This is a genomic window from Deltaproteobacteria bacterium, from assembly GCA_016177765.1.
Classification (GTDB): domain Bacteria; phylum UBA10199; class UBA10199; order JACPAL01; family JACOUP01; genus JACOUP01.
Genome location: JACOUP010000008.1, coordinates 683,025 through 708,582, shown reverse-complemented (window position 1 = coordinate 708,582; position 25,558 = coordinate 683,025). Strand labels below are relative to the sequence as shown.

Annotated in this window: 28 protein-coding genes and 1 tRNA gene; 12 read left to right on the top strand and 17 right to left on the bottom strand. The window is 51.9% G+C overall.

Features of this window, described 5'->3' with window-relative positions:
* Positions 1–19: 19 nt before the first annotated feature.
* Positions 20–967, top strand: coding sequence for a radical SAM protein (locus HYS22_05850; GenBank protein MBI1909674.1), 948 nt, complete (start codon positions 20–22; stop codon positions 965–967).
* Here the strand turns inward: HYS22_05850 and HYS22_05845 are convergent.
* Entirely contained in the window at positions 956–1,861 is a 906-nt protein-coding gene (locus HYS22_05845; GenBank protein MBI1909673.1) for a phosphoribosylaminoimidazolesuccinocarboxamide synthase, read from the bottom strand. The genes HYS22_05850 and HYS22_05845 overlap by 12 nt on opposite strands.
* An 81-nt stretch (positions 1,862–1,942) precedes the next feature.
* On the opposite strand from HYS22_05845, the gene HYS22_05840 reads away from it, so the two are divergent.
* Positions 1,943–2,596: a hypothetical protein gene (locus tag HYS22_05840; GenBank protein MBI1909672.1), complete on the top strand. Its 654-nt coding sequence runs from the start codon at positions 1,943–1,945 to the stop codon at positions 2,594–2,596.
* Here the strand turns inward: HYS22_05840 and HYS22_05835 are convergent.
* Positions 2,544–2,930 carry a DUF971 domain-containing protein gene (locus HYS22_05835; GenBank protein MBI1909671.1) on the bottom strand — a complete coding sequence of 129 codons (387 nt, stop codon included), beginning with the start codon at positions 2,928–2,930 and terminating at the stop codon, positions 2,544–2,546. The genes HYS22_05840 and HYS22_05835 overlap by 53 nt on opposite strands.
* A gap of 97 nt (positions 2,931–3,027) precedes the next feature.
* Between HYS22_05835 and HYS22_05830 the strand changes: the two genes are divergently transcribed.
* Entirely contained in the window at positions 3,028–3,870 is an 843-nt protein-coding gene (locus tag HYS22_05830) for a sulfurtransferase (protein ID MBI1909670.1), read from the top strand.
* Positions 3,871–3,911: 41 nt separating this feature from the next.
* Here HYS22_05830 and HYS22_05825 read toward each other — a convergent pair whose 3' ends face one another.
* From HYS22_05825 to metH, 5 genes are all read right to left on the bottom strand, one after another.
* Positions 3,912–4,571: a hypothetical protein gene (locus HYS22_05825; GenBank protein MBI1909669.1), complete on the bottom strand. Its 660-nt coding sequence runs from the start codon at positions 4,569–4,571 to the stop codon at positions 3,912–3,914.
* Complete coding sequence (locus HYS22_05820; protein MBI1909668.1) at positions 4,568–4,720, bottom strand: hypothetical protein; 153 nt, start codon at positions 4,718–4,720, stop codon at positions 4,568–4,570. The genes HYS22_05825 and HYS22_05820 overlap by 4 nt, the downstream gene beginning before the upstream one ends.
* An 87-nt stretch (positions 4,721–4,807) precedes the next feature.
* Positions 4,808–5,710 carry an ABC transporter substrate-binding protein gene (locus HYS22_05815; protein MBI1909667.1) on the bottom strand — a complete coding sequence of 301 codons (903 nt, stop codon included), beginning with the start codon at positions 5,708–5,710 and terminating at the stop codon, positions 4,808–4,810.
* Positions 5,710–6,180: a DoxX family membrane protein gene (locus HYS22_05810; protein ID MBI1909666.1), complete on the bottom strand. Its 471-nt coding sequence runs from the start codon at positions 6,178–6,180 to the stop codon at positions 5,710–5,712. The genes HYS22_05815 and HYS22_05810 overlap by 1 nt, the downstream gene beginning before the upstream one ends.
* 50 nt (positions 6,181–6,230) lie before the next feature.
* The gene (gene metH, locus HYS22_05805; GenBank protein ID MBI1909665.1) at positions 6,231–9,728 is read right to left on the bottom strand and encodes a methionine synthase; all 3,498 of its coding nucleotides are present in this window, start codon (positions 9,726–9,728) and stop codon (positions 6,231–6,233) included.
* A gap of 124 nt (positions 9,729–9,852) precedes the next feature.
* Between metH and HYS22_05800 the strand changes: the two genes are divergently transcribed.
* Positions 9,853–11,163, top strand: a complete 1,311-nt coding sequence (locus HYS22_05800; protein ID MBI1909664.1) for a glycosyltransferase — start codon at positions 9,853–9,855, stop codon at positions 11,161–11,163.
* A gap of 100 nt (positions 11,164–11,263) precedes the next feature.
* On the opposite strand, the gene HYS22_05795 is transcribed toward HYS22_05800, so the two are convergent.
* Both HYS22_05795 and HYS22_05790 read right to left on the bottom strand, forming a co-directional pair.
* On the bottom strand, positions 11,264–11,584 hold the full coding sequence (locus tag HYS22_05795; GenBank protein ID MBI1909663.1) for a hypothetical protein: 321 nt from the start codon (positions 11,582–11,584) through the stop codon (positions 11,264–11,266).
* Positions 11,581–12,441 carry a hypothetical protein gene (locus HYS22_05790; protein MBI1909662.1) on the bottom strand — a complete coding sequence of 287 codons (861 nt, stop codon included), beginning with the start codon at positions 12,439–12,441 and terminating at the stop codon, positions 11,581–11,583. The genes HYS22_05795 and HYS22_05790 overlap by 4 nt, the downstream gene beginning before the upstream one ends.
* Positions 12,442–12,549: 108 nt before the next feature.
* On the opposite strand from HYS22_05790, the gene HYS22_05785 reads away from it, so the two are divergent.
* Together HYS22_05785 and HYS22_05780 are read left to right on the top strand one after the other, a co-directional pair.
* A complete protein-coding gene (locus tag HYS22_05785; protein MBI1909661.1) occupies positions 12,550–13,191 on the top strand; it encodes an HAD-IA family hydrolase in 642 nt (213 codons plus the stop codon).
* A gap of 197 nt (positions 13,192–13,388) precedes the next feature.
* Positions 13,389–15,389 carry a hypothetical protein gene (locus tag HYS22_05780; GenBank protein ID MBI1909660.1) on the top strand — a complete coding sequence of 667 codons (2,001 nt, stop codon included), beginning with the start codon at positions 13,389–13,391 and terminating at the stop codon, positions 15,387–15,389.
* Here the strand turns inward: HYS22_05780 and HYS22_05775 are convergent.
* The 4 genes from HYS22_05775 to HYS22_05760 form a co-directional block, all read right to left on the bottom strand.
* Positions 15,358–15,699 (bottom strand): DUF393 domain-containing protein, encoded by a 342-nt coding sequence (locus HYS22_05775; protein MBI1909659.1) that lies wholly within the window; start codon positions 15,697–15,699, stop codon positions 15,358–15,360. The two genes, HYS22_05780 and HYS22_05775, sit on opposite strands and share 32 nt — an antisense overlap.
* Positions 15,700–15,708: 9 nt before the next feature.
* Positions 15,709–17,127, bottom strand: a complete 1,419-nt coding sequence (locus HYS22_05770; protein ID MBI1909658.1) for a phosphodiester glycosidase family protein — start codon at positions 17,125–17,127, stop codon at positions 15,709–15,711.
* A 61-nt stretch (positions 17,128–17,188) separates the two neighbouring features.
* Positions 17,189–18,874, bottom strand: a complete 1,686-nt coding sequence (ilvD, locus tag HYS22_05765; protein ID MBI1909657.1) for a dihydroxy-acid dehydratase — start codon at positions 18,872–18,874, stop codon at positions 17,189–17,191.
* A complete protein-coding gene (locus tag HYS22_05760) occupies positions 18,871–19,902 on the bottom strand; it encodes a zinc-binding dehydrogenase (protein ID MBI1909656.1) in 1,032 nt (343 codons plus the stop codon). The genes ilvD and HYS22_05760 overlap by 4 nt, the downstream gene beginning before the upstream one ends.
* 68 nt (positions 19,903–19,970) lie before the next feature.
* Between HYS22_05760 and HYS22_05755 the strand changes: the two genes are divergently transcribed.
* From HYS22_05755 to HYS22_05740, 4 genes are all read left to right on the top strand, one after another.
* The gene (locus tag HYS22_05755; protein ID MBI1909655.1) at positions 19,971–20,351 is read left to right on the top strand and encodes a hypothetical protein; all 381 of its coding nucleotides are present in this window, start codon (positions 19,971–19,973) and stop codon (positions 20,349–20,351) included.
* A 59-nt stretch (positions 20,352–20,410) separates the two neighbouring features.
* Positions 20,411–20,483: transfer RNA gene (locus HYS22_05750), tRNA-Ala, on the top strand.
* A 2-nt stretch (positions 20,484–20,485) separates the two neighbouring features.
* Positions 20,486–21,256 (top strand): hypothetical protein, encoded by a 771-nt coding sequence (locus tag HYS22_05745; GenBank protein MBI1909654.1) that lies wholly within the window; start codon positions 20,486–20,488, stop codon positions 21,254–21,256.
* A 154-nt stretch (positions 21,257–21,410) separates the two neighbouring features.
* The gene (locus tag HYS22_05740) at positions 21,411–21,605 is read left to right on the top strand and encodes a hypothetical protein (GenBank protein MBI1909653.1); all 195 of its coding nucleotides are present in this window, start codon (positions 21,411–21,413) and stop codon (positions 21,603–21,605) included.
* 186 nt (positions 21,606–21,791) lie between these two features.
* On the opposite strand, the gene HYS22_05735 is transcribed toward HYS22_05740, so the two are convergent.
* From HYS22_05735 to erpA, 3 genes are all read right to left on the bottom strand, one after another.
* Complete coding sequence (locus tag HYS22_05735; protein MBI1909652.1) at positions 21,792–22,130, bottom strand: DUF4325 domain-containing protein; 339 nt, start codon at positions 22,128–22,130, stop codon at positions 21,792–21,794.
* Positions 22,120–22,941, bottom strand: coding sequence for a hypothetical protein (locus HYS22_05730; GenBank protein ID MBI1909651.1), 822 nt, complete (start codon positions 22,939–22,941; stop codon positions 22,120–22,122). Before HYS22_05730 ends, HYS22_05735 begins: the two co-directional genes overlap by 11 nt.
* Positions 22,942–23,006: 65 nt before the next feature.
* The gene (gene erpA / locus HYS22_05725) at positions 23,007–23,396 is read right to left on the bottom strand and encodes an iron-sulfur cluster insertion protein ErpA (GenBank protein MBI1909650.1); all 390 of its coding nucleotides are present in this window, start codon (positions 23,394–23,396) and stop codon (positions 23,007–23,009) included.
* Positions 23,397–23,467: 71 nt separating this feature from the next.
* Here erpA and HYS22_05720 point away from each other — a divergent pair, with 71 nt between their 5' ends.
* Complete coding sequence (locus tag HYS22_05720) at positions 23,468–24,454, top strand: SDR family oxidoreductase (GenBank protein ID MBI1909649.1); 987 nt, start codon at positions 23,468–23,470, stop codon at positions 24,452–24,454.
* Here HYS22_05720 and queG read toward each other — a convergent pair.
* Positions 24,384–25,289 carry a tRNA epoxyqueuosine(34) reductase QueG gene (queG, locus tag HYS22_05715; GenBank protein ID MBI1909648.1) on the bottom strand — a complete coding sequence of 302 codons (906 nt, stop codon included), beginning with the start codon at positions 25,287–25,289 and terminating at the stop codon, positions 24,384–24,386. The two genes, HYS22_05720 and queG, sit on opposite strands and share 71 nt — an antisense overlap.
* A 68-nt stretch (positions 25,290–25,357) precedes the next feature.
* On the opposite strand from queG, the gene HYS22_05710 reads away from it, so the two are divergent.
* Positions 25,358–25,558, top strand: coding sequence for a DUF2892 domain-containing protein (locus HYS22_05710; protein ID MBI1909647.1), 201 nt, complete (start codon positions 25,358–25,360; stop codon positions 25,556–25,558).

Below are 25,558 nucleotides of genomic sequence, written 5' to 3'. Positions count from 1 at the left end.
TTGCTTACTTAGCAGGGTTATGGGGGAAATAAAGCCTTTTTTCCGCTATCACCTCATCCCGCAGGTTTTTTTCTTTACCGTCGGATTTCCCAAGGGGTCTTTCATCTCGGTGGATGTGACCGATCAGTGCAACCTTCGGTGTGCTCACTGTTATTTTTTTGAACAGGAACAGGAGGGAACCCTTGATGCCGAAGGGTGGGAACAGAGAATTCTGGAACTCAAAAAGACCTCCAAATTCCTCCATAGTTGTACCTGGGTCGGAGGGGAGCCGCTGCTTCGGAAAGGGGTTATTGAAAGGTGCAAGAAACATTTTCTCCATAACCTGATTGTGACCAATGGGACCATCCCGCTACCCGACTGGCCGGATCTCTTTTTTCACCTTTCCATTGACGGTAACGAAGAGGCCCATGAAAAAATGCGCCGGCAAAAGGGGCTTTATCAGGAGATGAAGAAAAACTGCAGTCGTGAAAATCTCCATGTGACCGGGGCGATGTGTGTGACCTCGTTAAACAAGGATACCATTGAAGAGGTCCTGGAAGATTGGCGGACAACAACATTTCTAAAAGGGATGATGTTCGATTTCTACACCCCGATTGAGGGATTGCCCGATGACCTCTGGATCGGCTGGGAGGCTCGCGATGCTGTTATTCAGAAGCTGCTCCGGCTGAAAAAAGAAAAATATGGGGATTTTATTGCAATGCCGGAGGGGGTTTTGAAGCTGATGCTTTCTGAAAACTCTCGCAAGGTAACCGACAACTGCATCTTTGCCAGCAAAGGGTATTCGCTTACGACCCACGGTGAGGTCAAGGAAAAGTGTATGTTGGGTCCCAAGGCCGATTGTGATCGTTGCGGTTGTATTGTTCCTTACTACCTGCACTACCGGATCGATAGAAAGACTATCGTTCAAACAACCGGGCGGGAGATCAAACAGCGCTTCCAGAAGGTCATGGTGGACTTAAATTTTTGATTTGCCGGTCAGCTGGCGGAAGGCCTCAAAGTATTTCTCCGCTGTTTTTTTAACTATTTCTCCTGGAAGTTCCGGGGCCGGTGGTTTTTTGTTCCAGCCGGTTGCGTTGAGGTAATCCCGTACGAACTGTTTGTCGTAACTGGGGGGCGAGAGTCCGACCCGATAATCATTTTTCGGCCAAAAGCGGGAGGAGTCGGGTGTCAAGACCTCATCAATCAGGATCAATTCGTTGTTGAAAAGGCCGAACTCAAATTTGGTATCGGCAATCAGGATCCCCCGTTTTTCAGCGTAACGAGCGGCATCCGAATAAATTTTAAGGGTCGCCTCTTTGACTCTTTCCAAGAGTTCCCGCCCGATGATTTTGACCGCTTCCTCGAAGGTGATATTTTCATCGTGAGTTCCCTGGGGGGCCTTGGTGGAGGGGGTGAAGATCGGTTCGGGGAGTTTTTGGGCCTCCTTCAATCCTTTTGGGAGAGAAACACCGCAGACCTTGGGGAAACCACTCTTTTCCGTTTCCTTGTAATCATTCCAGCCTGATCCAGCCAGATATCCCCTGGCTACGGCTTCTACGGTCAAGGCCCTTGTCTTTTTGACCAGCATCGACCTTTTTTCATAGAGAGAAACCTCTTTGGGATCTTTAAAGAGGGACTTGACCGGTTTTTCGGAAAGGTGATTGGGCAGGATCCCCTTCATTTTTTCGAACCAGAAGAGGCTCATCTGGGTCAGGATTTCTCCCTTCCCGGGAATGGGGGTTGGGAAGACAACGTCAAATGCGGAAAGCCTGTCTGTGGCGACCAGGAGGAGTTCGTTACCGCAATCGTAAATGTCACGGACCTTTCCTCGGAAAAGGAGTCTGAGATGCGAAATTTCCGACTGGTAGAGAGGTTGTGTCATCTCTTCTTCATAAAAGAGCCTTGAGGGTGCTGTCAATTTGTTTGTTTTTATGAGAGAAACGAAGTAAGGAAATTACTAATAATGAAACCTCGCATAGTGATCGGTATCCCCTTGGCGACCCCGTTAATCTATTGGCAAGTAGTTTCTGCCGTTTTGGAATTGAAACGACCCCTTCAGTCTGAGTTAATGGTCTTTCAGGGGGCCCTTGTGGACCGGGCCCGCAATTACCTGATCCGGAAGATGCTGGAACACCCGATCGGGGCGACGCACCTCTTCTTTTTGGATGCCGATATCCTTCCAGCCCCGGATACCCTGACTAAACTTTTAAAGGTGAACCAGCCGATTGTGAGCGGCCTCTACCGGAAGCGGACCATTCCCCATGAGTTGATGGCTTTCAGCAAAGACAAAAACGGGAATTACCAGCCGGTTCTACTAGAGAAGAAAAAGAAGCCCCTCACGGTTGATGTTGTCGGTGCCGGCTGTCTCCTGATCCACCGAGAGGTGTTTGAAAAAATGAAGCCCCCCTGGTTTACCAGTGAGTGGCAGGGGTTTGGGAACCTGAGTGAGGATTTTTCCTTTTGCGAGAAGGCGAGGAAGAAAGGTTTTAAGATCGTTGTAGAGACCTCCGTGCGACCGCTCCATATCGAACCGCTTGGGGTTGGTACCGATCCCAACGGCGCTGTCAGCTATTTTCCTTTGGGTGAATCACCCTTGGGTGAACCACCCTTGGACTAGTATTTTCCACTAACTGGCGCAGGTAATCGAAGCTGTAAATCCCGGTGTCATGCCCATCCCCCCAACGGAGGCCGATCGCATAGCTCCCTACTTTAAAGAGGTCCTTTGGAACTATTTGCTCACCACTGGCCAAGCCAGATGGTTCGCTTTGATCGGAGGGAGATCCTGCTCTCCCTCCGATACCTCCCATCGGGTCAAACGGGAGACGCTCTCCCTTACAAATGGCACAGGGGCACTGCTGGCGCAGGGTTGTAAAAGGAATAACGCCCTGAAAACCATCCGACCATTCCAGGAGGAGTCCCCGAGGGTTGTCTGAAATTTTAATCGCTTTCATGGTTGCGGGCAGGGCCACATCCGTTTATATAGTATATTACTATAAGTATTTCTAACTTTTTATCTGCATAAAAAGTTGAAATGCTATACAACAAATTATGAAGAAAGAGACAAGTCCCCTTGTGGGCAGTGAGTGGTTGGGCCAACACCTGCAGGACAATGATTTGCGGATTGTCGATTGCCGTTGGATGTTGGGAAAGCCGGGAGAGGGGAAGAAACAATATGAAGAAGGACATATCCCGGGGGCGATCCATCTGGATGTTGACGGGCCTTTATCGGGGAAAGAAGGCCCGGGGCGTCATCCGTTGCCGGACAAGAGGGGGTTTCAGGCGGTTCTTGAAAAGAGTGGGATTGGTCATGAGACTGTTGTTGTCGCCTATGACAACGGGCAAGGGGCTCCAGCCTCCCGTCTCTGGTGGCTCTTGAGGTATTATGGGCATCCCCATGTCTCCGTCCTGGACGGCGGTTGGAACAGTTGGATCCGGTCAGGGGGGAAGATTTCGCGGGAGATTCCCGTTTATTCACCGGCAACTTTTATCGCCAGACCCAAAAAAAAGTGGGTCGTGGATAAAAGAGTCGTTGAGGCGGTGAGGGATGATCCCGAGGTCTTGCTGATCGATGCCAGGACTGCGGAGCGGTACCGGGGGGAGATTGAGCCGATTGACCCAAGACCCGGCCATATTCCAGGGGCGATCAATCTTCCTTTCACAGAGATAATTGATCCGGAGACAGGCCTCTTCCTAAAGCCGGAACAACTGAGGAAAAAATTTGAACAGATCGGGGCCGATCAGGTCAAAACAATGATCTGTTACTGCGGTTCCGGGGTTACCGCCTGTACCAACCTTCTGGCCCTCCGGATGGCTGGCTTTGAGGGGAAGCTCTACGAAGGATCGTGGAGCGATTGGAGTGCGGACAAAGAACTGCCGGCGGCTCAAGGGTGATCCACCCAAGGGTGATTCACCCAAGGCTGACCGTCTCTCGCTTACTGAGCCGCGAAACCGAAGTCGGGAGGCTCCATACCGCACTGTGTCGCGCCTTGAGAGCCTGTTTGTTGCTCACCCACCTTATTATCCGTGCCAAAGGTGAAGGTGCCGGTCAGATCGGCGGAGACGACGATATCGTTGGCTAGTTTGAAACCGTTGGTGCTGTCCCCGTCCTGGGTGGGTGGGGCAAAGGCGTTGTTGTCCTGACTTCCGGCCGCTGCCGTTGAAAAACGGCTGATGTAAACATAGATGGTGTCCTCACCGCTGGTGCACGTTGTTTTGGAGCCGTCGTCAGGATTGGTCACCTGAGGGACTTGCCCGTTCCCGTAGTCCCGGCAGACATCCATCGTATAGGAGGTCCCCGCAACACAGGCGGTTCCCTCATTGGCAGAAGGGGTGAAGGAGACATTGTCCGATATCTTGATGATGAAGCACTTGTAGGTCCCGGCGGCGATGGAACCGGTTCCCAAGGTCGGGTTTGAGGCAAAATCAAACGACTTCCCGCTCGGCTCATTGATGAAGGCAACGGGGCTTGAACAGTCCCCGTTTAGGGAAAGCCAGGCCTTGAACATCTTGACGGTGGCCGAAGAGGTCCCTGTGGCCGCCCAAACCGGGGCTGAAATCATCAACACTGAGAGGAGAATGATGAGTTTCTTCATTTTGAGGCTCCTTTCAGGGTGATGGTGTGGTTGGTGGTGGAAGAGCTGTCATCCGATGAACTCCCACAGGCATGAAAAAAAAGGGGGAGTGACGCTAAGCCGATCAATACGATCCCCAAGATTCCCCACTGTAAACGCCTATTCCTCATAAATCTCTCCTTTCATTGATAGCGGGGGGCATCATAAACCGAAAAATCATGATCTTCAAGAAAAAATGTTGAGAATATTTAAGAACCCTAACTTGTTTCATTAGGAAACGGTAATTTCTCGGTCGATTCTTCAGGCGCCGTCTCCTCTTGGTCAGGCTCTTCCGGGGAAACCCAGTCGATCCGTGGGGACTCCGGTAAGAGCCCCATCTCATGGGCGCGGGAGAGAAGTGTAATCACCGACTTTCTTCCCTTGTGGCCATAATCAAGCGTCCAGTGGTTGACATACATCCCGATGAACTGGCCTGCCTTTTCCGGTTCAAGACCACGGGCAAAGGAAAGGGCATAGGCCACCGCTTCTTCCCGGTGATCCAAGGCGTATTGAACGCTTTGCCGGATCAAACTGGCCAGCCTTTTTTGAACGTCGGCTGGGAGATCTTTGCGGACGGCGTTGGCCCCGAGTGGGAGTGGGAGTCCTGTCTCATCGTGCCACCATTTGCCAAGATCGATCACTTTGAAAAGCCCCATTGCCTCGTAGGTCAACTGCCCTTCGTGGATCACGAGACCAGTCTCCGCCTTTCCCTCCTTGACAATCTCCAGGATTTTATCAAACGGCCGAATGACATAACCGATCGTCGGTTCAACCATCCGCATCACTAGAAAGGCGGTTGTCTTTTTGCCCGGGATCGCCATCAACTTTTTCTTGAGCTGGTGGGGCTTCATTTTCTTGGCGGCCACTACGATAGGGCCATAACCATCCCCGACAGAGCCGCCGACTGTCATCAGCGCATATTTATCAGCCACGGCCGGGTAGGCGTGAAAGGAGAGGGCGGTAACGTGGTAGAGCCCCTGTTCCGCCTTTTGATTCAGGGATTCGATATCTTCTCGAACATGCTCAATCATGAGATCCCCGGTCGGGACCTTTCCGGTCTCCAGGGCATAAAACATGAAGGCATCATCGGCATCCGGACTATGGGCCAGTTTAATTTGCATTATCCACTACAACACTTTTTGGTCATGGGGCAGAATTTGGCGTCCAGTCCGAGACACCCTCCCGCCTTGCCGACGATGAATGCAATACCGCAGATAATCATGGTGATATTCAGCCCGATTGAGGCCGGTCCGAAATTCCAAGTCGCCAGCAGGTAGTTAAGGCACATGATAATGACGCCGACCGAGGATAAAATGGTCATGAATCCCAAAAGGAGACTGAGACCCGCCGCCAATTCTCCAAAGGCGGTCAGGATGGAAAAAATTTTGGCATGGGCCAGCACACTGGCGAGACAGGTTTTGTAGAAGCCAACGCTTCCCGCCTCCATGAACTTCTGAACGTACCCTTCAAAACCGCCGCCGGTAAGATAGGCGGCGTTCAGCTTGCTATACCCGGCCCAGAGGAACCAGATCCCGGCCCAGAAACGTATGAGTGTAAGTCCACAACAGGCCCCATGTTTTTTCTCGTCCATGATTCCCCCCTTGTTTAGCGGCAGTATTCTATCTAAAGAGGGTGAAAAGTCTATTTAATTTTGACGTTGTAGTAAGTTGCTTCCGGGTGGTGGAAGATCAGTGCGGAGGTTGATTGTTCCGGGATCATCTGAAAGGCGGAAGTCAGTGTAACACCGATCGCTTCTTCTGGTTTCAGAATTGAAAAAAGTTTTCCCTGGTCCTCAAGATTCGGGCAGGCGGGGTAGCCGAAGCTGTAACGCTTTCCTTCCTCTTCTTTAAGACCCAAGGCGCTTCGGATCTTTTGATGGATCCAGGAGGCGAGCCCCTCGGTGGCCTCGACTGAAAGGCCGTGGAGGTAATAACTTTTTGAGTAATCGCCCCTTTTGTTCAGATCTTCACAAACGTTACTGATCTTCTCCCCCATCGTGACCAGATGGAAGGCGATGAGATCGATCAGACCGGAGTCGACCGGGTTGATGTAATCGGCGAGACAAAGGTGGCCGGCATCCGGTTGCCTCGGGAATTCGAAGCTGGTCAGCCTCTTTTTGGCATCCAACGGGTCGTAGATATGGATCGTCTCCCCTTCAGATTGACAGGGGTAAAAGCCGTAGAGGACCTTCGGCATGAACCACCCTTCCCGCAGAACCTCCTTTTGGAGTTCAAGCCGCAACGGCTCAAATTTTTCTTTTAGCATTTTTTTGTACTCTTCACTATCACGAGTCTTGACCCCCCAGGAGAGGCGGTAGAGGGAATTAAAATCCATCAAGGGAAAAACCTCACGGAGGTCGATCCGGTCCAAGACCCGTGTCCCCCAGAACGGTGGTTTGGGGATTATTTTTAGCGGCTGGATGGTTGAACGGGGGATTTTGATTGTGACCGTTGTTTTTGAAGCTTCTTCCGTTCCCTTGCCGGCGACCTCTAGTTTTGCTTCGTGGAGGACTTTTTCATAAAAGGCCGGTTGTTGATCCTTGCTCGTCAGGATGTTCATGATATCCAGCCCTTCAAAGGCATCCTTGGCATAGAAGACGCCTCCGGAATAAGGTTGTCCTTCCACAAAAAATATTCTGCGACCAAATCTTCGATTGATCGCAGCGCCGCCGATAATAACAGAATATTTCATCCCCCTCTTGTACAATTCCTCGATACAGGCCGGCATCTGTCGGGAGGTAGAGACGAGGAGCGCCGAAAGACCGATCGCATCGGCATTCACCTCCTGGGCCTTGTCCAGGATCGTCTGGATCGGGACCTGCTTGCCAAGGTCATGGACCACGTAACCGTTGTTGGAGAGGATTGTCTTGACCAGATTCTTGCCGATGTCATGAACATCACCATAAACCGTTGCAAGGACAACGGTTCCCTTGGTCGTCGAGGCGCTCTTTTCCAAAAATTGCTCCAGATGGGCCACCGCCTTTTTCATCGCCTCGGCCGATTGGAGAACAAAGGGGAGGATCAATTCACCAGCACCGAATTTATCCCCGACCTCCTTCATCGCCGGGAGCAAGACATTGTTCAAGATGTCTACCGGGTCCCGGCGCTGGCGGACCTCATCGATCAATGCTTCTATCCCCTCCGGTTTCCGGTGCAGGATTTTATAATGGATTTTTTGCTCCGGTGAGAGGTTGACAAAGTTTTCATCCTCTTTGGAAGGGGTGGCCGGCCCGACGGTTTTATTCTCGAAGGCGGTAATCAGTTTAGGCAGTGCGTCCGGGCTTCTGTTAAAAATAAGGCCGTCCGCCAGGATTCTTTCTTCTTCCGGGATTTCGAAGTAGGGCAAAATCTCGGCCGGGTTGACGATGGCGGTATCCAGTCCTGCCTGGACGGCATGATGGAGAAAGACAGAATTCAAAATCCGTCGGGCCGGCCGGCCGAGGCCGAAAGAGACATTGGAAACCCCGAGAGTTGTATGGACCTCGGGAAGCCCTGCCTTTATTTTTCGGATCCCCTCCAACGTTTCCACCGCCGAATTTTTGAATTCGTCATCTCCGGTCGACAAAGTGAAGGTAAGGGCGTCAAAGATCAGGTCTTCCGGCCGGATTTGGTAGTGAGAAGTGACATAGTCATGAATCTTTTTAGCCACTGCAAATTTAGTTTCTGCCGTCTTCGCCATCCCTCCTGAGTCTTTATCGATTGTGAGGGCGACGACGGCGGTGCCATGTTCTTCCACGAGCGGGCAGACCGCCTTGATCCTCTCCAACCCATTTTCCATGTTGATGGAGTTGACCACCGGCCGACCACCGTAAACCTTGAGACAGGCCTCAATCACTTGGGCATCCGTGGAGTCGATGACCAGTGGGGCCTCGACCTGTTGGGCCAACTTTTTTGCCAAAATCTTTGACTGGACCGCCTCATCATCCCGTTCCGTCAGCGCGAGACAAAGATCCAAAAGATGAGCCCCTTCATCGACCTGTTTCCGACCGATCTGGCAGATGGTGTCGTATTGGTCGGTCAGTAACAGCTCCTTCATCTTCTTGGACCCTTGGGAATTCATCCTCTCCCCAATCAACGTTGGCGCCGGCTGCTGGCGCAGGGCAGTTTGTTTCATAGTACTGGCTACATATGATTGCGAAGTTACCGGAGACCTCTTTTTTCTCGTTTGGGTGGAGCCCCCTTGTCCTCTCAACGCTTGGGTAACCGCCTTGAGGTGTGCCGGGGTGGTACCGCAACAGCCGCCGACGATCTCGACCCCGAAATCGGCAACGAATTCCTTTAGACTTTTGGCGAGACCGTCAGGGTCCAGCGGGTAGAAGGCCTGGCCATCCTTGTTCAAAGGGATTCCGGCGTTCGGAATAATGGAAAGGGGGAGCGAACAGTTCTCGGCGAGGAAACGAACCGAATCCCTCATCTCCTGAGGGCCGGTAGAACAGTTGAGACCAATGACATCGACACGGAGCCCTTGGAGGATGGTCACCACCGCCCCGATATCTGTGCCCAAGAGCATCCGACCGGTCGGGTCAAGCGTAACTTGGGCCTGGATGGGTAAAGGCTGACGCCCCTTTGTTTTGAAGTAGCGACGGATGCCGGTGATGGCGGCCTTCACCTCCAAAATATCTTGGGAGGTTTCGATCAGGAGAAGATCAACCCCCCCTTCGACAAGCCCTTCGGTCTGTTCAGCAAATATTTTGACCAGTTCATCATAGGTGATCTTTCCCAAGGCCGGGTCATCGGTGGAGGGGAGCATCCCGGTTGGACCGATCGAACCGGCGACAAAACGGGGGTGTGAAGGGGTGCTGTACTGGTCGGCAACCTTTCGCGCCAAACGGGCCGCCGTCGAATTATACTCGAGGACTCTTGGGCCGGCGCCAAACTCATCCAGCTTGAGGCGTGATCCCCCAAAGGTATTGGTTTCGAGGACGTCACAACCGACCTCCAAAAAGGAGGCATGGACCTCTTCAATGACATCGGGTCTCGTGAAGACCAGATTTTCGTTCCAGCCGTCATGCCCGCCATAATCTTTTTTGGTCAGTTTTCGCGAGGGGTCGCTCGAGAGCTGACGAATCTGGATATTCGTCCCCATCGCCCCATCGTAGATCAGGACCCTTTCTTTCGCGATTTCCAGGTAACGATTCATTTTTCCCCTCACCCTAACCCTCTCCCACAAGGGGGAGAGGGGATACTCATAACAAAAGGAATGAAAAGAGCAAGAGAGGACGACAGTTGACGAAGGGGGCAAAAACCGGTAGGAAGCGCTCCGTATGGTCATCCAATCGATCCAGACCGCCCTGATGTTGTTCCTCTCGGTTCTTTACGCCGTCTTGATCCTCCTCCTTTTAATCCCACGAAAACGTAGTGGCGTCCGCCTGAGGCCGGACGCCACTACCTATGCCCCCCCTCTTTCCATTTTAATCCCGGCCTACAACGAGGGGAAAAATATCGGCCCCACACTTCAAAGCCTTTTGAAGGCGGCTTATCCCAACGAAAAAGAAATCATTGTCATTGATGATGGTTCAAGAGACCGGACCGTGGCGATTGTTGAAGAGTTTCAGAGGAGGGGGCCGAACATCCGGTTGATCCAGACAAACCGTTTGGGGAAGGCGCGTGTCTTGAACGCGGCCTTGAAGCAGGCGACCCATGAGGCGTTAATTGTCCTGGATGCCGACACGACCGTTGCGCCGGAGGCCCTTCTGGCGATTGTTCAACCTCTTTCATCCCCCGAGGTGGCGGCGGTGGCGGCCAATGTTCGGGCGATCCCAACCCGAAAATTCCTGACCTGGTTTCAGGAACTGGAGTACACCCTTTCTTCCGCCTGGCGGGCGGCGCAGCATACCCTCAAGACTGTTTCCGTGGTTCCGCAATTTTTTGCCGCCAAGAAATCAGCACTAGAAAAAATCGGGGGAATTCCGGCAGAGACCGCGACCGAGGATTTTGATGTCTGTCTCGAACTGACACGGGCCGGGTACCGGATTGCGATGGAAGAGGAGGCGGTCGGTTTTACGGCGGTGCCTGAAACGATCTCCGGTCTCTTCCGCCAGAGGACCCGCTGGGCCCGCGGTACCTTGCAGGTGATTGCCAAACACAGGGGGCTTTTTCTCAAGAAAGATTTTTTACCGCTCTGGCTTTTTGTCCTGCCGGTGGTCCTTTACTGGTACCTCCATGCCCTTCTTTACCTCCCGACCACTTTTTACAAGATTGGCCACGATTATTGGTTTTACTTCCTGCACAAGGGGCAGTTTTTTTCTTTTGAGGTGATTAAATATTTCCTCGGCTGGTTTACCCTCTTTGGGGTTGGGCGGATGATTTTTCAGATTATTACCGGATGGCTCACCCCCACTTTTTTTTATGGGGTGGTCTTGCTGGTTTGTACCCTGAGTTATTCACTGACATTCCTCTCGGTCTTTCGTTTCTCTGGTGGGATTTCCAAACGACAGGCGCTGGCGATTTTTTGTTTTTTCCCCTATTGCCTGCTGACCCTGTCGGCCATTTTTTACGGGTTGTTCAGGGAATGTGCTTCTCTGGGCAGGGCTAAGATCATCGAAAGCCGTGTCCGCTGGGAGAAAAGTCTCTAAACTTTCACCCTCCCCTTCATCCCCTCCCATCAAGGGAGGGGAAATTTTATTAAAAGATATTTCCCTCTCCCCTGGCGGGAGAGGGTCAGGGTGAGGGGGTTTAATTCCCCCCATACCGGTACAATTCATCGGTGTGCCGATCAAATTCCTTAAAATTAAGGCCCTGTGCAAAACCGCGATGCTCGGCATGGCACCGGTAACAAACGAGCATCCAGGGGCTTAAGTGAAAGAAGATAAAATCGATCAGCGCCACGACGAGTAAGGACAAGCCGTAGGTCCAGAAGCTCGCAATAATGCCGATCACCACAATTGGAATCCCGATCTTTCGGGGAAAAGTTTTTTGCAGGTAGAGATCCTTGGCTCCGCAGTCACGGCAGGTGGTGATTGATTCTCTTTTGTCGTTGGAGGAGAATTTTTTCACAACGGGATCGCTGAAAGAAGGAACAGATACCGTGCCGCCAGTTCACCGATAAAGATAAAGGCGATCCCGACATACATAATCCCTGTTGCCGACTGGTTCGATCCCCCCCGTGCGGTCGACCAGACCATCACGGCCGCAATCGCAGGGATCACAAGCCCCACAAGGACCCTCTGCCAGAAAAAGATCCCATGGCCGGCGAGTGAAATCAGGTTCTCCATAAAGTTGGTTTCCGGGTAGACCAGTTCCTTATAAAGGAGGAGGGTGACTGCAATAGAGAGGACCCGCAGGGCGAGGGCGCCGATCAGGATCCAGGCCATCTGCAAGAGGAGTTTTTTTGGCATCTCCGTGTCGATCAAGTACCAATGGCCAAAGATCATCCCGGCCAGGAAGGAACCGAGAAGAAGCGCCGACGAGATAAAATTGAGCGGCAGGTTGATGGTGGAGACCCAGAGCGGATTGAGCTGGGGTCGATAGATCAACGCCTCCACACAGAGGAGCCCCAGGGCGAGAAGGCCTGCAAACCGGATAACAATAAAGAGCCGCAGGCTCCCCCATCGGGCAAACATCCAAAAGAGAAAACAGGTTGCGGCCAGCGTAACCCCTAAGATGTTGGCGATGTTGAGGAGTTCCGTTGAGGGTTGGGCGAATCGCCCTTGAGAGACCTTGAACGGGAGCGGGAGCGAGAAGGCGTAATGCCTTTCTAAAAGGAGCGCACTTGCTAAGAACAGAAAGGACCAAAAGCTGATCGATTTGAAGAAGCGTCTGTCAATCCCCGCCTCAGGAAGAAACAAAAGTGTGATCAAGAGACCACAGGCTAAATGTGTAAGAAAAAGGATGAAAACGAAGGTAATGTTCATTCTTTCCGAGTAACAGCTTGAATCTCTTTTGTCAAAATCGTAAGTATCCCAGACCTCCCCCTTTCTCCCCCTCCTTAGCTAAGGAGGGGGTTGGGGGGCGGTCTGATTATGAAGATCTCTCTCCTCATCTACGATCTCGATGGCACGCTGATCGATTCAAAACAAGATATTGCCAATTCCGTCAACTGGACCTTGACCCAGTTGGGTCTGCCGACTGTTTCCAACGAGGTTGTTTATAGTTATGTCGGCAATGGCGTCCGACCACTTATCGCCAAATCAGTGGGGGAGGAGGGGGGAGCGAAGTTTAAAGAGGCGTTGAAAATATTTAAAACTCATTACCTCGAACACCTGCTGGACCAGACGCAACTTTTTGCAGGGGTGAAGGAAGTTTTGCATCACTTTAAAGGGAAAACGCAGGCGGTTTTGACCAACAAGCCGGGGGTTTTTAGCCTTCCGATCCTCAAGGGGCTCAAGGTGGACCATTATTTCTCGGCGATCATTGGGGGGGAGGATGGTTTTCCGAAAAAACCGGACCCGGCGGCGATTCATCACCTCTTAAAAGAATTCAACTGCCCCCCGGCCCAAGCGGTGATGATTGGGGACAGCCGGGTTGATATCGAGACCGGAAAGAATGCCGGGATCCTGACCTGTGGGGTGACGTACGGGTTCCGGGGTGAGGAGGAAGTCCACGCCAGTCAGCCGGATTTTCTGATTGCGGAACCACATGAAATTATTCTACTTTTCAAGTAATCACCCACTAAAAATTAAGGGCAACCCACCCCCCCTTTTTGCCGATAATAAAGGCAACGATGGCCCCCCCGCGACCCACAAAGTCGGTTTGTATTCAAATCCCTGTGGTGGAGACTCCCCGAGTCGAGACTCCTCGCGTTACACCCAGGAGTCTAGAGGAGACAATCGCTCTTATCGCACTTGGAATAGGAAGCGACGTGAAGGAGGTTCTTCATACCGCTCCGTTGGATCCTCCACCCCCTCGCGGTCAAAAATCAGATTCCTTTCGAGATCATTATATTGTTTTTAAGGACTTACCGGGAACAGTTCCCGGTCCGGATGAGAAAGATTCCTATCTTCTCTACGAAAGGACCTGGTATGAGGCCAAGGATCGGTCCACTTCTACGGCAGGGAGCCGGCTTGTCCGCCGGTTGAATTTTGACGAGACGGTTTCTTTTCTACTTAATCGTTCAAAAGTTGCCGCCGATGCCTGGGATGACAAAGCGATTCTACCGGTTCCTTACCGTTGTTCCGTGGAACAACCGCATTTGACGGAGGAGAATTTTTCGTCCATTGGTTCCAACGGCCGGCTTTATGGGGTCCGTGAATTTAACCGGTTTGTTCGAATTGCGAGCATTTCGTTGTCCGTTGCCGGGGTCCCCCTGGATCAGCGGTATCATTTCTACAGGAAGGTGGAAGAAGCGGTTTCTGACCTGAAGCAGAGGGAACATTCCTACCCGGGCCCTGTTTTTTATCATGGGAAGCTGGATCGTCAAACGACGGGATTGGTTCTGGGCGCGATGCGGCAGGCAAAAAAGAACCTTCAAGCGGCGCTTCAATCACCCACGACTGATTTAGAGCTCAAGGAACGACTCCAGAAATATATCGCGTCGATTGATTCCATCCTGGACGATCTGAACGGAAGGGAAGAGATCTATTTCTTCCTTCCGGATCGCTTTCATGAAAAACCAAAAGAAGATTCATTCTCCTTTTTTAAAAGATCCGCTGACTATGGGACACTTTCCCGTTTTACCCTCGCGACGAGTTTCAATGGAGAGGTCGAAAGGGTCCTCCGGTCGCTTGCTTTACGGGGGTCCATTGTTGTTGATGCGTCAACGCCGGAGACAGAAAAGGGGTTTCTTGCCCGGGCGACCGGGCTCAATCCGGATCTCATCCATCCTTCCTCCTCTGTGGATACGACTCCGTATGCCTTTTCTTTTTCTCCCCTGATGGAATTCAACGGGTACAGGGTGCCTATCCCCTCGGAAGTGACTCTTTGGAAGATCATTTCCGGTCTCCGGTCGGCGGGACTTACCAAGAAGAGACCGGTTCCCAAGGGTGAGTCACACAATGGTGTGTCACCCAAGGCATTTCAACCAATCGGCCTAGCCGAGGTAGCGGGAGAAAAGATTCCTGTCCTGGTCGATCCCCAAGAGCCGAGGCTCCATTCAGAAGAAGGGTTTGGCAATCGCCTCGTTTCCTTTACGCAGGAAACCCTTGGCCGGTACCCCCCGGGATTAATCGCACAGGTTGGCAAGGAGGCCTCTCAACCGACTGTCAATTTTGTTACCCGAGAAACCTTCTGGAATGTTTATTACAATCATGCCGTTGATCTCCTCGAAAGTGGAGAGAGCCTTCTTCGCGAAGGGAAGTTCCAAGAGGCCAGAGAAAGGATTACGGAGGCCTATCGGAGTTTTGAACGAATCGCCGCAGGGGATCTTTTTGGTTTTATACTGGATAACAGCCGGATCTATCTTGTCTGGGATGAACAGTATGTTGCCCCTTTGCGCCACGAGTATGCCCATGCCATCTGGGGCAGTCTGATCCGGAACAAGGTTGTGGATGAGACCTCTTTTAAGGCGGCGAGTCAGGCTGTGGGTGCGCTCTGGCAGAAGGAGAGTGGCCGTGATCCGAAGGCAATAGGCGGTTCTCTCTTTGATGACGTGGAAAAGGGCGGGCTTGAATGGTTGACGGATGCTCTATCGGCTCTCTTTAGTCCTTACCGGCAAGAACCGGAATATTATTATACGTCGAATGAAGCGACCTTTCAGGCGTTGTTCGGGCTCTTCATTGTGTATGATGAAGGGACCCAAAGATACTCCCTGCGCTCCCTCTCGGAACCTTTGGGTGTACCACCCTTCCCTCTGGATTCAGTGACGGAAGTGGCCCAAAGGCGTCTTGATTTCCTTAATGCCGTTCCTCCGAAGGACACCGAATAAGTTTTGAAAATAATTTCCGGTGTCTGGCCACAACCCTGTAAAACCACTCGCTCGTTGTCGCAAAGATATAGAATCTTTCGTAGGATTTGAGGAAGTTTCTCTTCCATCCGGGTGCGTAGGATAAAACTCGAAAGACCGCCTCAGCGCCGTTATAAATCTTTCCGTCAGACTCCACCAGTTGAACTGCCTCTAGACGGGTTGGCGAGGGGAGGTAATCGATGCGATTACCGGTCGCTCGTTGCCAACGCTGGACGGAACAACGGCAAAGGTGACACATGTCATCAAAGTAAAGGACCGGTTTTTCAGGCATGAGACCTCTCTAACCTTCAATTTTTCTGAAACGCAACGACCAGATCGGGTTGATGTAAGGGCCGAACGCCTTTGAAAGAAAGGAACGGCTCCTTTCATCCAGCGAGCATTCCGGGTGGCTTCGTAAAAAATCGAGAAAAAATAGGACCCCCGCCCGGCGATCGGATTGAGGGATCCCCTCCAACGAACTCCAAAAGGCGCTGATCTCACGCATTTCCAGACGCTTATCATTTTCAGTGGCTTGACGAAAGGCGGTGTAAACTGTTTCTGCCGCTTTTTGCCGTTCAGCGATGATAGCAACCTTTTGGGGTTCGATCCCGATTTCGTGCAGTTTCCTGAGAATAGCCGGGGCGATCACCCAGTTTCTGTTGATGACCGCATCCTCCAAAAATTGGGAGAGGGTGGAGACCCCGTTTTTCTCCCAATTTTCTAAAATCCAGGGAGACAACCGATTCCATTCATGGATGGTCAGCAAGTCATCATCCGTGACCGCCTTCCAGAGTTCCGGGAAGGGGGTGGAATTGACCACAAAGAGTTGCGGCATCCTGTTAGGACTACCTGCTTTTCTTGGAACAAGATCATTCGGTATTCCTAAAGAACGATGACGGAAGGCCAGTTGCGTCGAAGGCCCTCCATCCAGATTAATGGCGAAGCGACTTTCGTGCCGGGCCAAGAGTTCGGCAAACTCGAGCGGCGTCGGCCCGGAACCATTCGGCTCTTTGCCCGGTTCGAAGGCGACCGTAAGAGATACAGAACCGTCTCTATTCGCCGAGAGGGCCGAGGCAAAATCGGCGACATCATCCCTGTTTTCGTCGGCATGACCATCCAGAACGAGTACCCGGTTGGATTGCACGACCAGCCGGTATTTCTCCCTTGGTTCACAATGACCTTGGGAACAAAACTTGTCGTTGAGATCGCCAAAACCGAATTCTTTTTTGGGTACAAAGCTTGGCACCCCTTGTTGGTCGAACAGGAGATAACCGCCGGATTCAAAATTTCCCCGTTCGTAAGAGAGGGCACCGTTATCAAAGACGAAACCATCCGCCTGCCGGGTCCTATCGCCACCAAGCCAACTGATTCTTTCATCATCGGTAGCAAAGTAGATCCCGCCCACTACGAGGACGGCAGAAGGAAGCTCTTTTAAAACCTCGACAGCGGTTCCCCCATCCGGATTAGCGGCGACACGGCCGGTCAGAAGTGCCTTGAACCCCTCGACGTCAAACTGTTTTTCCAAACGGGAAAGGGTGTTGGCACGATCGATATTCATATCGAAAACGGAAAGGGTGTTGAGCGGGAAGGTGGCTTGCACAAAACGGACCGTTTTGTCCGGTTGATCTCCGTCGCCGATGGTACAATTTTCCTCTGTCAGAGTGACGGGACCGAGGGTGGTACTGGGTGTGGCGGCTGTGCAATGGTAGGTCTTGGCCATGTCACTTTCTTACTGAGGGTATCGGTTAGAGACCAGAAATGTTGCGATATTTAAGAGGATTTTATGAATCGGTCACCGCCCCTTCGGAGGCGGAAGAGACATTCTTGATATATTTGTAGAGGGTCCCTTGGGTCGCCTTGAGCGGCGGGGCCTTCCACCGGCAGAGCCGGTTGTCAATTTCTTTTAGGCTCAGACTGAGATTGATCTCATGCTTTTCGGCATCGATGGTGATCTTATCTCCATCCTGGACAATCGCCAAGGTTCCACCAACCTGCGCCTCCGGGGTGATATGACCGACCACAAAACCGTGAGTCCCGCCGGAGAACCGACCATCGGTGATCAGTGCGACATCCTTCCCAAGACCGGCCCCCATCACGACCGCCGTGACCTTCAACATCTCACTCATCCCGGGCCCCCCTTTGGGTCCTTCATAACGGATGACGAGGAGGTCCCCCTTCTTGATCTTTTTGGCCTGAAGCGCCGTGATCGCCTCTTCTTCACTGTCAAAGACGCGGGCGGGACCGGTAAATGAGTTCCCCTCTTTTCCGGTGATCTTGGCAACGGCCCCTTCAGCCGCCAGGTTTCCGTACAGAATCTGGATATGACCTGTTTTTTTGATCGGGCGGGAGAGTGGGGTGATAATCTTCTGCCCTGTTTTTAGATCGGGCAAATTCTCAAGATTTTCGGCAATGGTCTGTCCCGTTACCGTGAGGCAATCCCGATGGAGCAATTTTTCTTTGAGGAGGAGTTTCATCACCGCCGGGACACCGCCGACCGCCGAGAGGTCTTCCATGACATATTGTCCACTCGGTTTAAGGTCGGCAATAAAGGGGGTTCGGTCGCTGATTTTTTGAAAGTCGTCGATCGTCAGTTTGACGCCAACCGTTTTGGCCATCGCGATCAGGTGCAAGACGGCGTTGGTCGAACCGCCGAGCGCCATTACGATCGTGATCGCATTTTCAAACGCCTTACGGGTCATGATGTCGCGCGGCTTGATATCTTTTTCCAATAGATTGCGGAGTGCCGCGCCGGCCTTGAGGCATTCGGTTCTTTTTTCCTGACTCACGGCGGGGTAAGAGGAACTGTACGGCAGGCTCATCCCAAGCGCTTCGATGGCGGAGGCCATTGTGTTGGCGGTGTACATCCCGCCACAGGCACCAGCCCCGGGGCAGGCATGTTGCAGGATCCCTTTCAGGTCATCTTGGGAAATTTTTCCGGCGAGGCATTGCCCCAACCCTTCAAAGGCGGAGACGATATCCAGGGTTTTTCCCTGAAAGTGGCCCGCCTGGATTGTCCCCCCATAAACCATGATACTGGGACGGTTCAAGCGCCCCATCGCCATTACGGAACCGGGCATATTTTTATCGCACCCGACTACTGAAATGTTGGCATCATACCAGTGGGCCGCCATGACTGTTTCGATTGAGTCGGCGATAATTTCGCGCGACTGGAGTGAATAATTCATCCCCTCGGTCCCCATGGAGATCCCGTCAGAGACGCCGATCGTGTGAAAGATAAGTCCGGTCAACCCCGCCTCATGGCACCCCTGTTTGACGAGTCGGGCCAGGTCATTCAAGTGCATGTTGCAGGGGTTCCCCTCGTAGCCGGTCGAGGCGATCCCGACGAACGGTTTGGCCAGATCTTTTTCAGTCAGACCCAAGGCGTAGAGCATCGCCTGCGAACCGGGCTGGTCCAGATTCTGTGTGATCCGGGCACTGTAAGGGTTCAGTTTTTTCTTTTGGCTCATACTCTCACCACAATCTTTCCGAAGAAGTCTCGCGACTCAAGCTTTTTTTCCGCTACCGCCACCTCTTTTAACGGAAAGGTCGAATCGATCGGGGTCTTGATTTTTCCAGATTCTATCAATGGCAGGAGAGCTTCCAATTCTTTGCGTGTCCCCATGAGGGAACCGAGTATCGACAGTTCACGAGAATAAACATAACGGAGGTCGGTTTGGACCGTTGGTCCGGTGGTCGCACCGCAGGTGACGAGCGTTCCCCCCTTCACCAGTGATTTTATACTTTTGTCCCAAGTCGTCGGGCCGATATGCTCATAAACAACATCAACCCCCCGACCGCCGGTGATTTTTTTGACCCGTTCCAAGATGTCTTCTTTGTTGTGGTCGATCAGTTCATCCGCCCCCAATTTCTTGACCCTCTCCAGTTTATCTGCAGAACCGGCGGTGGCGATCACGAACGCCCCTTCCGCCTTGGCGATCTGGACGGCGGCGGTACCGATGCCACTGGAGGCCCCCAACACAAGGACCGATTGACCTTTCTTAAGATTGGCACGGGTTTTTAGCATATGCCAGGAGGTGAGGGTGACTAGTGGAAAGGCGGCCGCCTCTTCAAAGGAGAGGTTTTTGGGTTTTCGAAAAAGATTCTTGGCCGGCACCAGACAGTATTCGGCAAACCCGCCGTTGGTTCCCGCCCCAATGATCGTGTAACCCTTGCAGAGGTTCTCCCGGCCCGATTCACACGCCTCACAGATCCCACAGGTGATCCCCGGATAAATCAGGACCTCATCCCCTTTTTTCCAGTGGCTAGCGCCACCCGCTGTTTTTTCGATAACCCCGGAGATATCACAGCCGGAGATATGGGGAAAGGTCGTCCCGTAGGCGGCGATCCCGTTCCGGATCCAGATGTCCAAGTGATTGAGGGAGGAGGCCTTGACCTTGAGCAGGACCTCCCCCGCTTTCGGTTCCGGTGTTGGGAAGTCTTCGACGTATTTCAGTTTTTCCAACCCGCCCGGTTCGTCAAAGATAATCGCTTTCATTTCCCCCTCACCCCTCCGCTAAGAACATCTTCCTTGTCAAAAATCAACCCTTCCCTTAGCCTTGTCTCATGGACCTGGTCTCTCCCCTTTTTCTGCTGTGGGTTTCTGGTGCTACATCTCTCGCAACGGTCTTCCTGATTCTTGCGGCTTCTTCAGGGGTTGGATGGGTGGTTGTTCTGATGCGTCTTTTGTATTTTCCTTATCTGGGCCTGCTTTTCTTTGCCTTCTTTTGGTTTTGGGCCGGGGATGAGATGATCAATCTGGTGCTGGTCCCTCCTTCTTTTGTCGGTTTTTTCTATCTTTGGAAACGGATGGTGAAATCCCGCTTTCCCGCCAGATGGCGAGCACTGGAGGGGATTCTCTGGCTCGGCGTCTTGTCGGCCTTTTCCACAGTCATCTTTGCGGTTGGCATTCACGCGGTGCTTGGGCGACCGTTGATCATCGAGTGAGCGAGGAATCAACATCTTTCTTGTCAAAAATCAGTGGGGGAGTTATCGGTAAAGGGAAAGGGGCAGTAGCTCAGCTGGGAGAGCGCCTGGTTCGCAATCAGGAGGTCGGGGGTTCGATCCCCCCCTGCTCCACAATGACCGAAAAGGAAAAATTAGCCTACCAACTTGAGTGTATCCAAATTCTCGAAAAGGCTGCCCATCGTTTTGCTGTTGTAATTGGTAAGCCACTTTCCCTTGAGGAAAGAGGCAAGGAACGATTTCGATATGCAAATCCTGACTCTCGACACTTTCAAGCGTTGAAGGCTGTTCGAGTTATAAGCGGCTTGTATGCAAGTATGGCCCTACTGCGAGTTGGACACACTCAAGAGGTTGGAGTCCTACTTCGCACAATTCAGGAATTTCTTGAGGATATACAGTTCGTTCAGGAAGCTCACGAAACAGGCCAACAAACCGTGCATCAACAAAGGATCATAGATGTTTTCTTCGACAGTGATCTTAAATCAACCGAGGAAATGCTGGTAGACGACAGTCGGGTAGAACGTATTCCTCGAAAAAAGAAGGTTGCGTCGCAGGGTCGGTATTTTGAACCAATTGAGAATCGAGAACGCACTCGTAGAGTGCTTGACGCCATTGGCAATTGCTTGTCGGGTTATGTTCATGGAGATTATCCCCAAGTCATGGAATTATATGAGGCGAACTTCGACGGAGGATCAGAGCGCTTTCGCATGAGAGGAATGATGGGAACCCCGAAGGTGGTGCCGTATAGACAAAACCTTGGGTGTTATATTCACAGATCCTTCAACATTTTCTCAGTCGTTGCAAAAGTGCTGGGTCTGAATGAGCTATCAGAATCGCTTGTTGAAAAGCGGAAAGAATTTGAGAAGACCCCCGCTTACAAGGAATAGTGTTTCAAGCAAATTTCAGGCAACTAGTCCAACTTTTGGAGTCCTCGTGAGCGAATCCTCTAAAATTTCTTGGACTGGTATTCTCGCTGCGATTCAACCACGCATAAAACTCCTCCGTTCGTTCGACCAGAGAAGTCACAGCTATTTGGGATATGTGCTTTATCTCCAAGGCCAGATCGGCGGCGAAGAAAGGTATTTCTCCGTAGCGATCGGTGATGTGACTCAAGAAAAGTTCCAGTTTCAAGCGGGTGACGAAATCAGCGGTGAATCGGTTCCGGTTACTGACCCAAAGTCAGAGGTGGCGGAACAGTATAAGGCCAGCCAGTTTGGCTTTCCCACAGGGAAATAGCCCCCACACAGCGGATGTTACAGTACGGAAACGTGGTTATGGAAAAACTCCCGAAGAAGCAAGAGCACGTCTGCAAAGGGCGATTCAAGGTTATTGTGAGGGAAAAACCTGCACACCCATCGGTGAACCCAAAATTGAGCTATCCGTTGTCATAATACTCCAAAACTGGTTAGCGGGTCTCTGGTCCTAGAAGTGTAGCGATAAATCCGCCAAGTTGATAGACGAATCGGTGATGTCCTCGTCCGAATACGCGGAAGAACTGGACCGGCGAACAGTGTCGAACATCTTTTTCACGTCTTTTGAACAGTTCTGAATTTCAACCGCCGGATGGGTTTTTTGGAACCGCAGAAACTCATGGGCAAAAGAACGTGAGACAAATTCCACTTCGTCAAAATCAATCACTACTTTGGAAGTTTTGGAGGGAACGTATTTTGCAAACTCCTGCACCGCCTGGCGCGTACTGACCGTTGTGCCAAATAATTCTTTGACGGCAACGCTCTTCGGTTTTGAATTTCTATTCAACATAGGGGTAAATATCCACGGGCTTGCTGACCCGGTTGATCCTGAACGCTATTATAGCACCATCCCATTGCCAAGCACCCAAATTTAACCATGTTTGCTTTTGCGGGTCAGCATAATAACCAAAATTGCCTGATATTATGAGGAATTTACCATTGATAGGGGATTGTGTCACAAGGGCCTTTGTGGTCCGTAATCCTTTGCCCCGCTCCACATCGTCTTTGACAGAGTGTCCTTCCAAGGCTCGTCGAATTGCCTCTTGATGGGTGTATGTTTTGCCGTGGGCCTCCTCATACGTTTTTCGAAAACCCCTTCCTTGGTCCAACACCACGACATCCAAGAAACCTTTGGCGGGCCAGTATTGTGCGTGTAGCCATCCTAACGAACTCTGGGAATGTTCAGCGATGTTGGTCACCAACTCTGCAATTGCGTAAAACCAAGCATTGCGGAGATGTTCCCCCGCCGATCCTAAACTTTGCAAAACAAGTTGGGCAAAGTGATTGGTGAATTGTTCCAAGTGTGGAATTGATTTTGTAGCGAAACGGGCAATCGGCAAATAGGTTTGCCCCGTTTGAAATCCGCCGATTTGATCCGCACCATCAGGAAATCGAACAGTTTGTAAATAACTTCCCAAACCCGAAACCAGTTTTTTCTTTGCATGAATATGAGCCGCCAAAGGAAGCAAGGCTAAAGGAGTCACCCAATCCAAGAAAGAACAGTCGATGGGACCTGACGAAGCATCGATGGTCCGAAGATTTTGAATCAGGGCTTTTAGTTGAGGACCGAAATCATCAGATTTTTCTGAAACCAAAGACATGCCTTCTCATTACCGGTATCCCATCCAGCATGCAACGCCATTTCTCAAAACAAATATTAGTATTTTTAAACAGTAAACGAAGTGCCGCAACCGCAGGAGGCCTTGGCGTTCGGGTTGGTGACGTTGAATCCGGAGCCGCGAAAGTCATCCATAAAATCGACGGTCGACCCTTTGAGGTAAGGGAGGCTTGTCGGGTCAACGAGGACCTCGATATCGCTGGCAGTGACCACGGTGTCCCCGTCGCGCCTTTCGTCAAAGTTAAAGCCGTACTGAAAACCGGAACAACCCCCCCCCTGCACATAAACCCGAAACCCCTTCTTGCCGGCCTCCGGATCCTGAGAGGCGAAATATTTGACCTTCTCGATCGCCTTCTGGGTCAGTTGCAGGACCTCACTCCCAAAAGCCGGCTGATTCGGGCTGGGTGTTGATAAGGCGGTATCTGCGGTTGGTTCCATGATCTAGTACTAATTTAGTCAGACTTTTAAGCCCTTGTCAAGAACCAGGTATTCCGAGTATCCCCTGGGGCATGAAGATCCTTGTGACAGGGGGGACCGGTTTCCTGGGGGCCCATGTTGTCCGTCTCCTTCTTGAAGAGGGGCATCGGGTAAAAGTCCTCCTCCGCAAGAGTTCTCCCCGAAGGCTTCTGGAAGGGATGAAGGTCGAGGAATTCATCGGGGACGTGACCGACCGGAAATCGGTTTTTGAGGCGGTCCGCGGGATGGAGATAGTTTTTCATGTTGCCGGCTACATTTCCTTTTGGCGCGGCGAGAAAGAGATCCAGACACAGGTTAATGTTGAGGGAACCCGGAATATTGTCGAGGCCTCTCTTGAGAACGGCGTTGGGAGACTTATCCATACCAGTTCCATTGCGGCCTTGGGGCGTGTTCCCGATGGGGCACTCGGTGACGAAACGCTCCCGTTCGATTGGTGGCCGTACCGGATCAACTACAACAATAGTAAATACCTCGCGGAAAAAGAGGTAGAGAAAGGAGTGGCCCAGGGGTTGAGTGCGGTGGTCGTGAACCCGGCCACGATTTTCGGTCCCGGGGAGATCCATGCCCATTCTGGCCGGCTGATACTCAGTATAAAAAAAGGACGGGTCCCCTTTTATGTCCCTGGGGGTTGTTGCACCTGTGATGTGAGGGATGTGGCACGGGGGCACCTCTTGGCCTGGAAGAAGGGAAAGGTTGGGGAGCGGTACATCTTGGGTGGGGAGAATTTTACCTGGAAGGAAATCATGACGGTGGTGGCTGATCTGGTCGGGGCAAGGCCCCCTTCCTTTCAACTCCCAACTCCTTTGTATAAAGGGATGGCCCGGCTCTTGGAAGGGATTGCCCTTTTCACCAAAAAAAGGCCTTCGATCACCACTGAAACGGCCCATTACCTCGGCCACTGTTTTTATTTTTCATCCGAAAAGGCGATCCGGGAACTGGGGTATACGATCACCCCGTTCCGGAAGACGATTGAAGAGGCTTACCGCTGGTTTTTGGAAAATGGCTATCTACAACCTTGAGATTTCTCTCCCACTCTTTCTGTTTAATCCGTGGCACCGGACTTTGAGAGCCGATCAGTGTTTCAAGATGCGGGGCGACTAGCCCTTCTCTGGGGTAGAACCGTTTTTCGGCGGTGACCGGAATTTTTTCATTGTAGGGGCAGACCTCCTGACAGATATCACAACCGGCGACATTTCCTTCCAGCTTATCAGCAAACTCCCCCAATTCTCCGCGATACTCGACGGTCAGGTAGGCGATACAGCGACGGGCATCGAGCAGATACGGTTCCACCAGCGCCCCGGTCGGGCAGGCATCGAGGCACTTGTTGCAACTTCCGCACTGGTCAAAGGTTGGTTTGTCGTAGTCGAGTTCGAGTGTTGTCAGGATTTCCCCCAAAAAGAAAAAAGAACCGATCCCGTTATTGATGAGGCAACTATTCTTTCCGATCCAGCCGAGACCGGCACGGGCGGCATAACTTCGTTCGAGGATCGCCCCGGTATCGGTATAACTTTTAGTTTTGACCGTGGGGCCCGCTTCCTGATGGATGAATTTCTCTAACTTCTGGAGCTTGTCGCCGACGAGCTCGTGATAATCTTCCCCCCAGGCGTAGGCCGAAATCCACCCCCTGTCGGGGGATTTTTGATCAATGGAACGTTGCTGACCGGTATGGTAATTCATCCCACAGCAGATGACCGACCGGACGCCTGGCAGGATTTTTTCGGGATCGGCCCTTTTTTCCATTCCCTTTTCCAAATAAGTCATCGTTCCGTGGTAGCCGCGGGAAAGCCAGTTCTGAAAAAAGGTGATATCGGGGACCGGCTTCACTGGGACGATGCCAACCAGTTCAAAGCCCACTTCGTGGGCCCTTTCTTTAATTATTTTTGTATTTACTCGCATTTGAATCTGGTGTTAGCGTCGCATGGATGAAACAGACTTGCAATATTGATCAAAAAGGGAAGAAGGTGCGGATCATCGCCGGTTCGGTGCTGGCCGGTTTGGGTCTGCCGCTTCTTTTGATCCCTCCGGTGGGTTTGACGATGATCGGCCTTGGGGCCTTTATGATCTACGAGGGGAAAAAAGGGTGGTGTGCCCTTCGAGCGATCGGGATCAAAACACCTTTATAG

Coding starts and splice junctions, on each gene's coding strand:
- HYS22_05710 (MBI1909647.1), top strand. CDS start 25,358: ATGAAACAGACTTGCAATATTGATCAAAAAGGGAAGAAGGTGCGGATC.
- HYS22_05845 (MBI1909673.1), bottom strand. CDS start 1,861: ATGACACAACCTCTCTACCAGTCGGAAATTTCGCATCTCAGACTCCTT.
- HYS22_05835 (MBI1909671.1), bottom strand. CDS start 2,930: ATGAAAGCGATTAAAATTTCAGACAACCCTCGGGGACTCCTCCTGGAA.
- HYS22_05785 (MBI1909661.1), top strand. CDS start 12,550: ATGAAGATCTCTCTCCTCATCTACGATCTCGATGGCACGCTGATCGAT.
- HYS22_05745 (MBI1909654.1), top strand. CDS start 20,486: ATGACCGAAAAGGAAAAATTAGCCTACCAACTTGAGTGTATCCAAATT.
- HYS22_05770 (MBI1909658.1), bottom strand. CDS start 17,127: ATGGCCAAGACCTACCATTGCACAGCCGCCACACCCAGTACCACCCTC.
- HYS22_05850 (MBI1909674.1), top strand. CDS start 20: ATGGGGGAAATAAAGCCTTTTTTCCGCTATCACCTCATCCCGCAGGTT.
- HYS22_05775 (MBI1909659.1), bottom strand. CDS start 15,699: ATGCCTGAAAAACCGGTCCTTTACTTTGATGACATGTGTCACCTTTGC.
- HYS22_05760 (MBI1909656.1), bottom strand. CDS start 19,902: ATGAAAGCGATTATCTTTGACGAACCGGGCGGGTTGGAAAAACTGAAA.
- HYS22_05830 (MBI1909670.1), top strand. CDS start 3,028: ATGAAGAAAGAGACAAGTCCCCTTGTGGGCAGTGAGTGGTTGGGCCAA.
- HYS22_05815 (MBI1909667.1), bottom strand. CDS start 5,710: ATGCAAATTAAACTGGCCCATAGTCCGGATGCCGATGATGCCTTCATG.
- HYS22_05720 (MBI1909649.1), top strand. CDS start 23,468: ATGAAGATCCTTGTGACAGGGGGGACCGGTTTCCTGGGGGCCCATGTT.
- HYS22_05735 (MBI1909652.1), bottom strand. CDS start 22,130: ATGTTGAATAGAAATTCAAAACCGAAGAGCGTTGCCGTCAAAGAATTA.
- ilvD (MBI1909657.1), bottom strand. CDS start 18,874: ATGAGCCAAAAGAAAAAACTGAACCCTTACAGTGCCCGGATCACACAG.
- HYS22_05820 (MBI1909668.1), bottom strand. CDS start 4,720: ATGAGGAATAGGCGTTTACAGTGGGGAATCTTGGGGATCGTATTGATC.
- HYS22_05825 (MBI1909669.1), bottom strand. CDS start 4,571: ATGAAGAAACTCATCATTCTCCTCTCAGTGTTGATGATTTCAGCCCCG.
- erpA (MBI1909650.1), bottom strand. CDS start 23,396: ATGGAACCAACCGCAGATACCGCCTTATCAACACCCAGCCCGAATCAG.
- HYS22_05755 (MBI1909655.1), top strand. CDS start 19,971: ATGGACCTGGTCTCTCCCCTTTTTCTGCTGTGGGTTTCTGGTGCTACA.
- HYS22_05790 (MBI1909662.1), bottom strand. CDS start 12,441: ATGAACATTACCTTCGTTTTCATCCTTTTTCTTACACATTTAGCCTGT.
- HYS22_05730 (MBI1909651.1), bottom strand. CDS start 22,941: ATGTCTTTGGTTTCAGAAAAATCTGATGATTTCGGTCCTCAACTAAAA.
- HYS22_05800 (MBI1909664.1), top strand. CDS start 9,853: ATGGTCATCCAATCGATCCAGACCGCCCTGATGTTGTTCCTCTCGGTT.
- HYS22_05810 (MBI1909666.1), bottom strand. CDS start 6,180: ATGGACGAGAAAAAACATGGGGCCTGTTGTGGACTTACACTCATACGT.
- HYS22_05840 (MBI1909672.1), top strand. CDS start 1,943: ATGAAACCTCGCATAGTGATCGGTATCCCCTTGGCGACCCCGTTAATC.
- metH (MBI1909665.1), bottom strand. CDS start 9,728: ATGAATCGTTACCTGGAAATCGCGAAAGAAAGGGTCCTGATCTACGAT.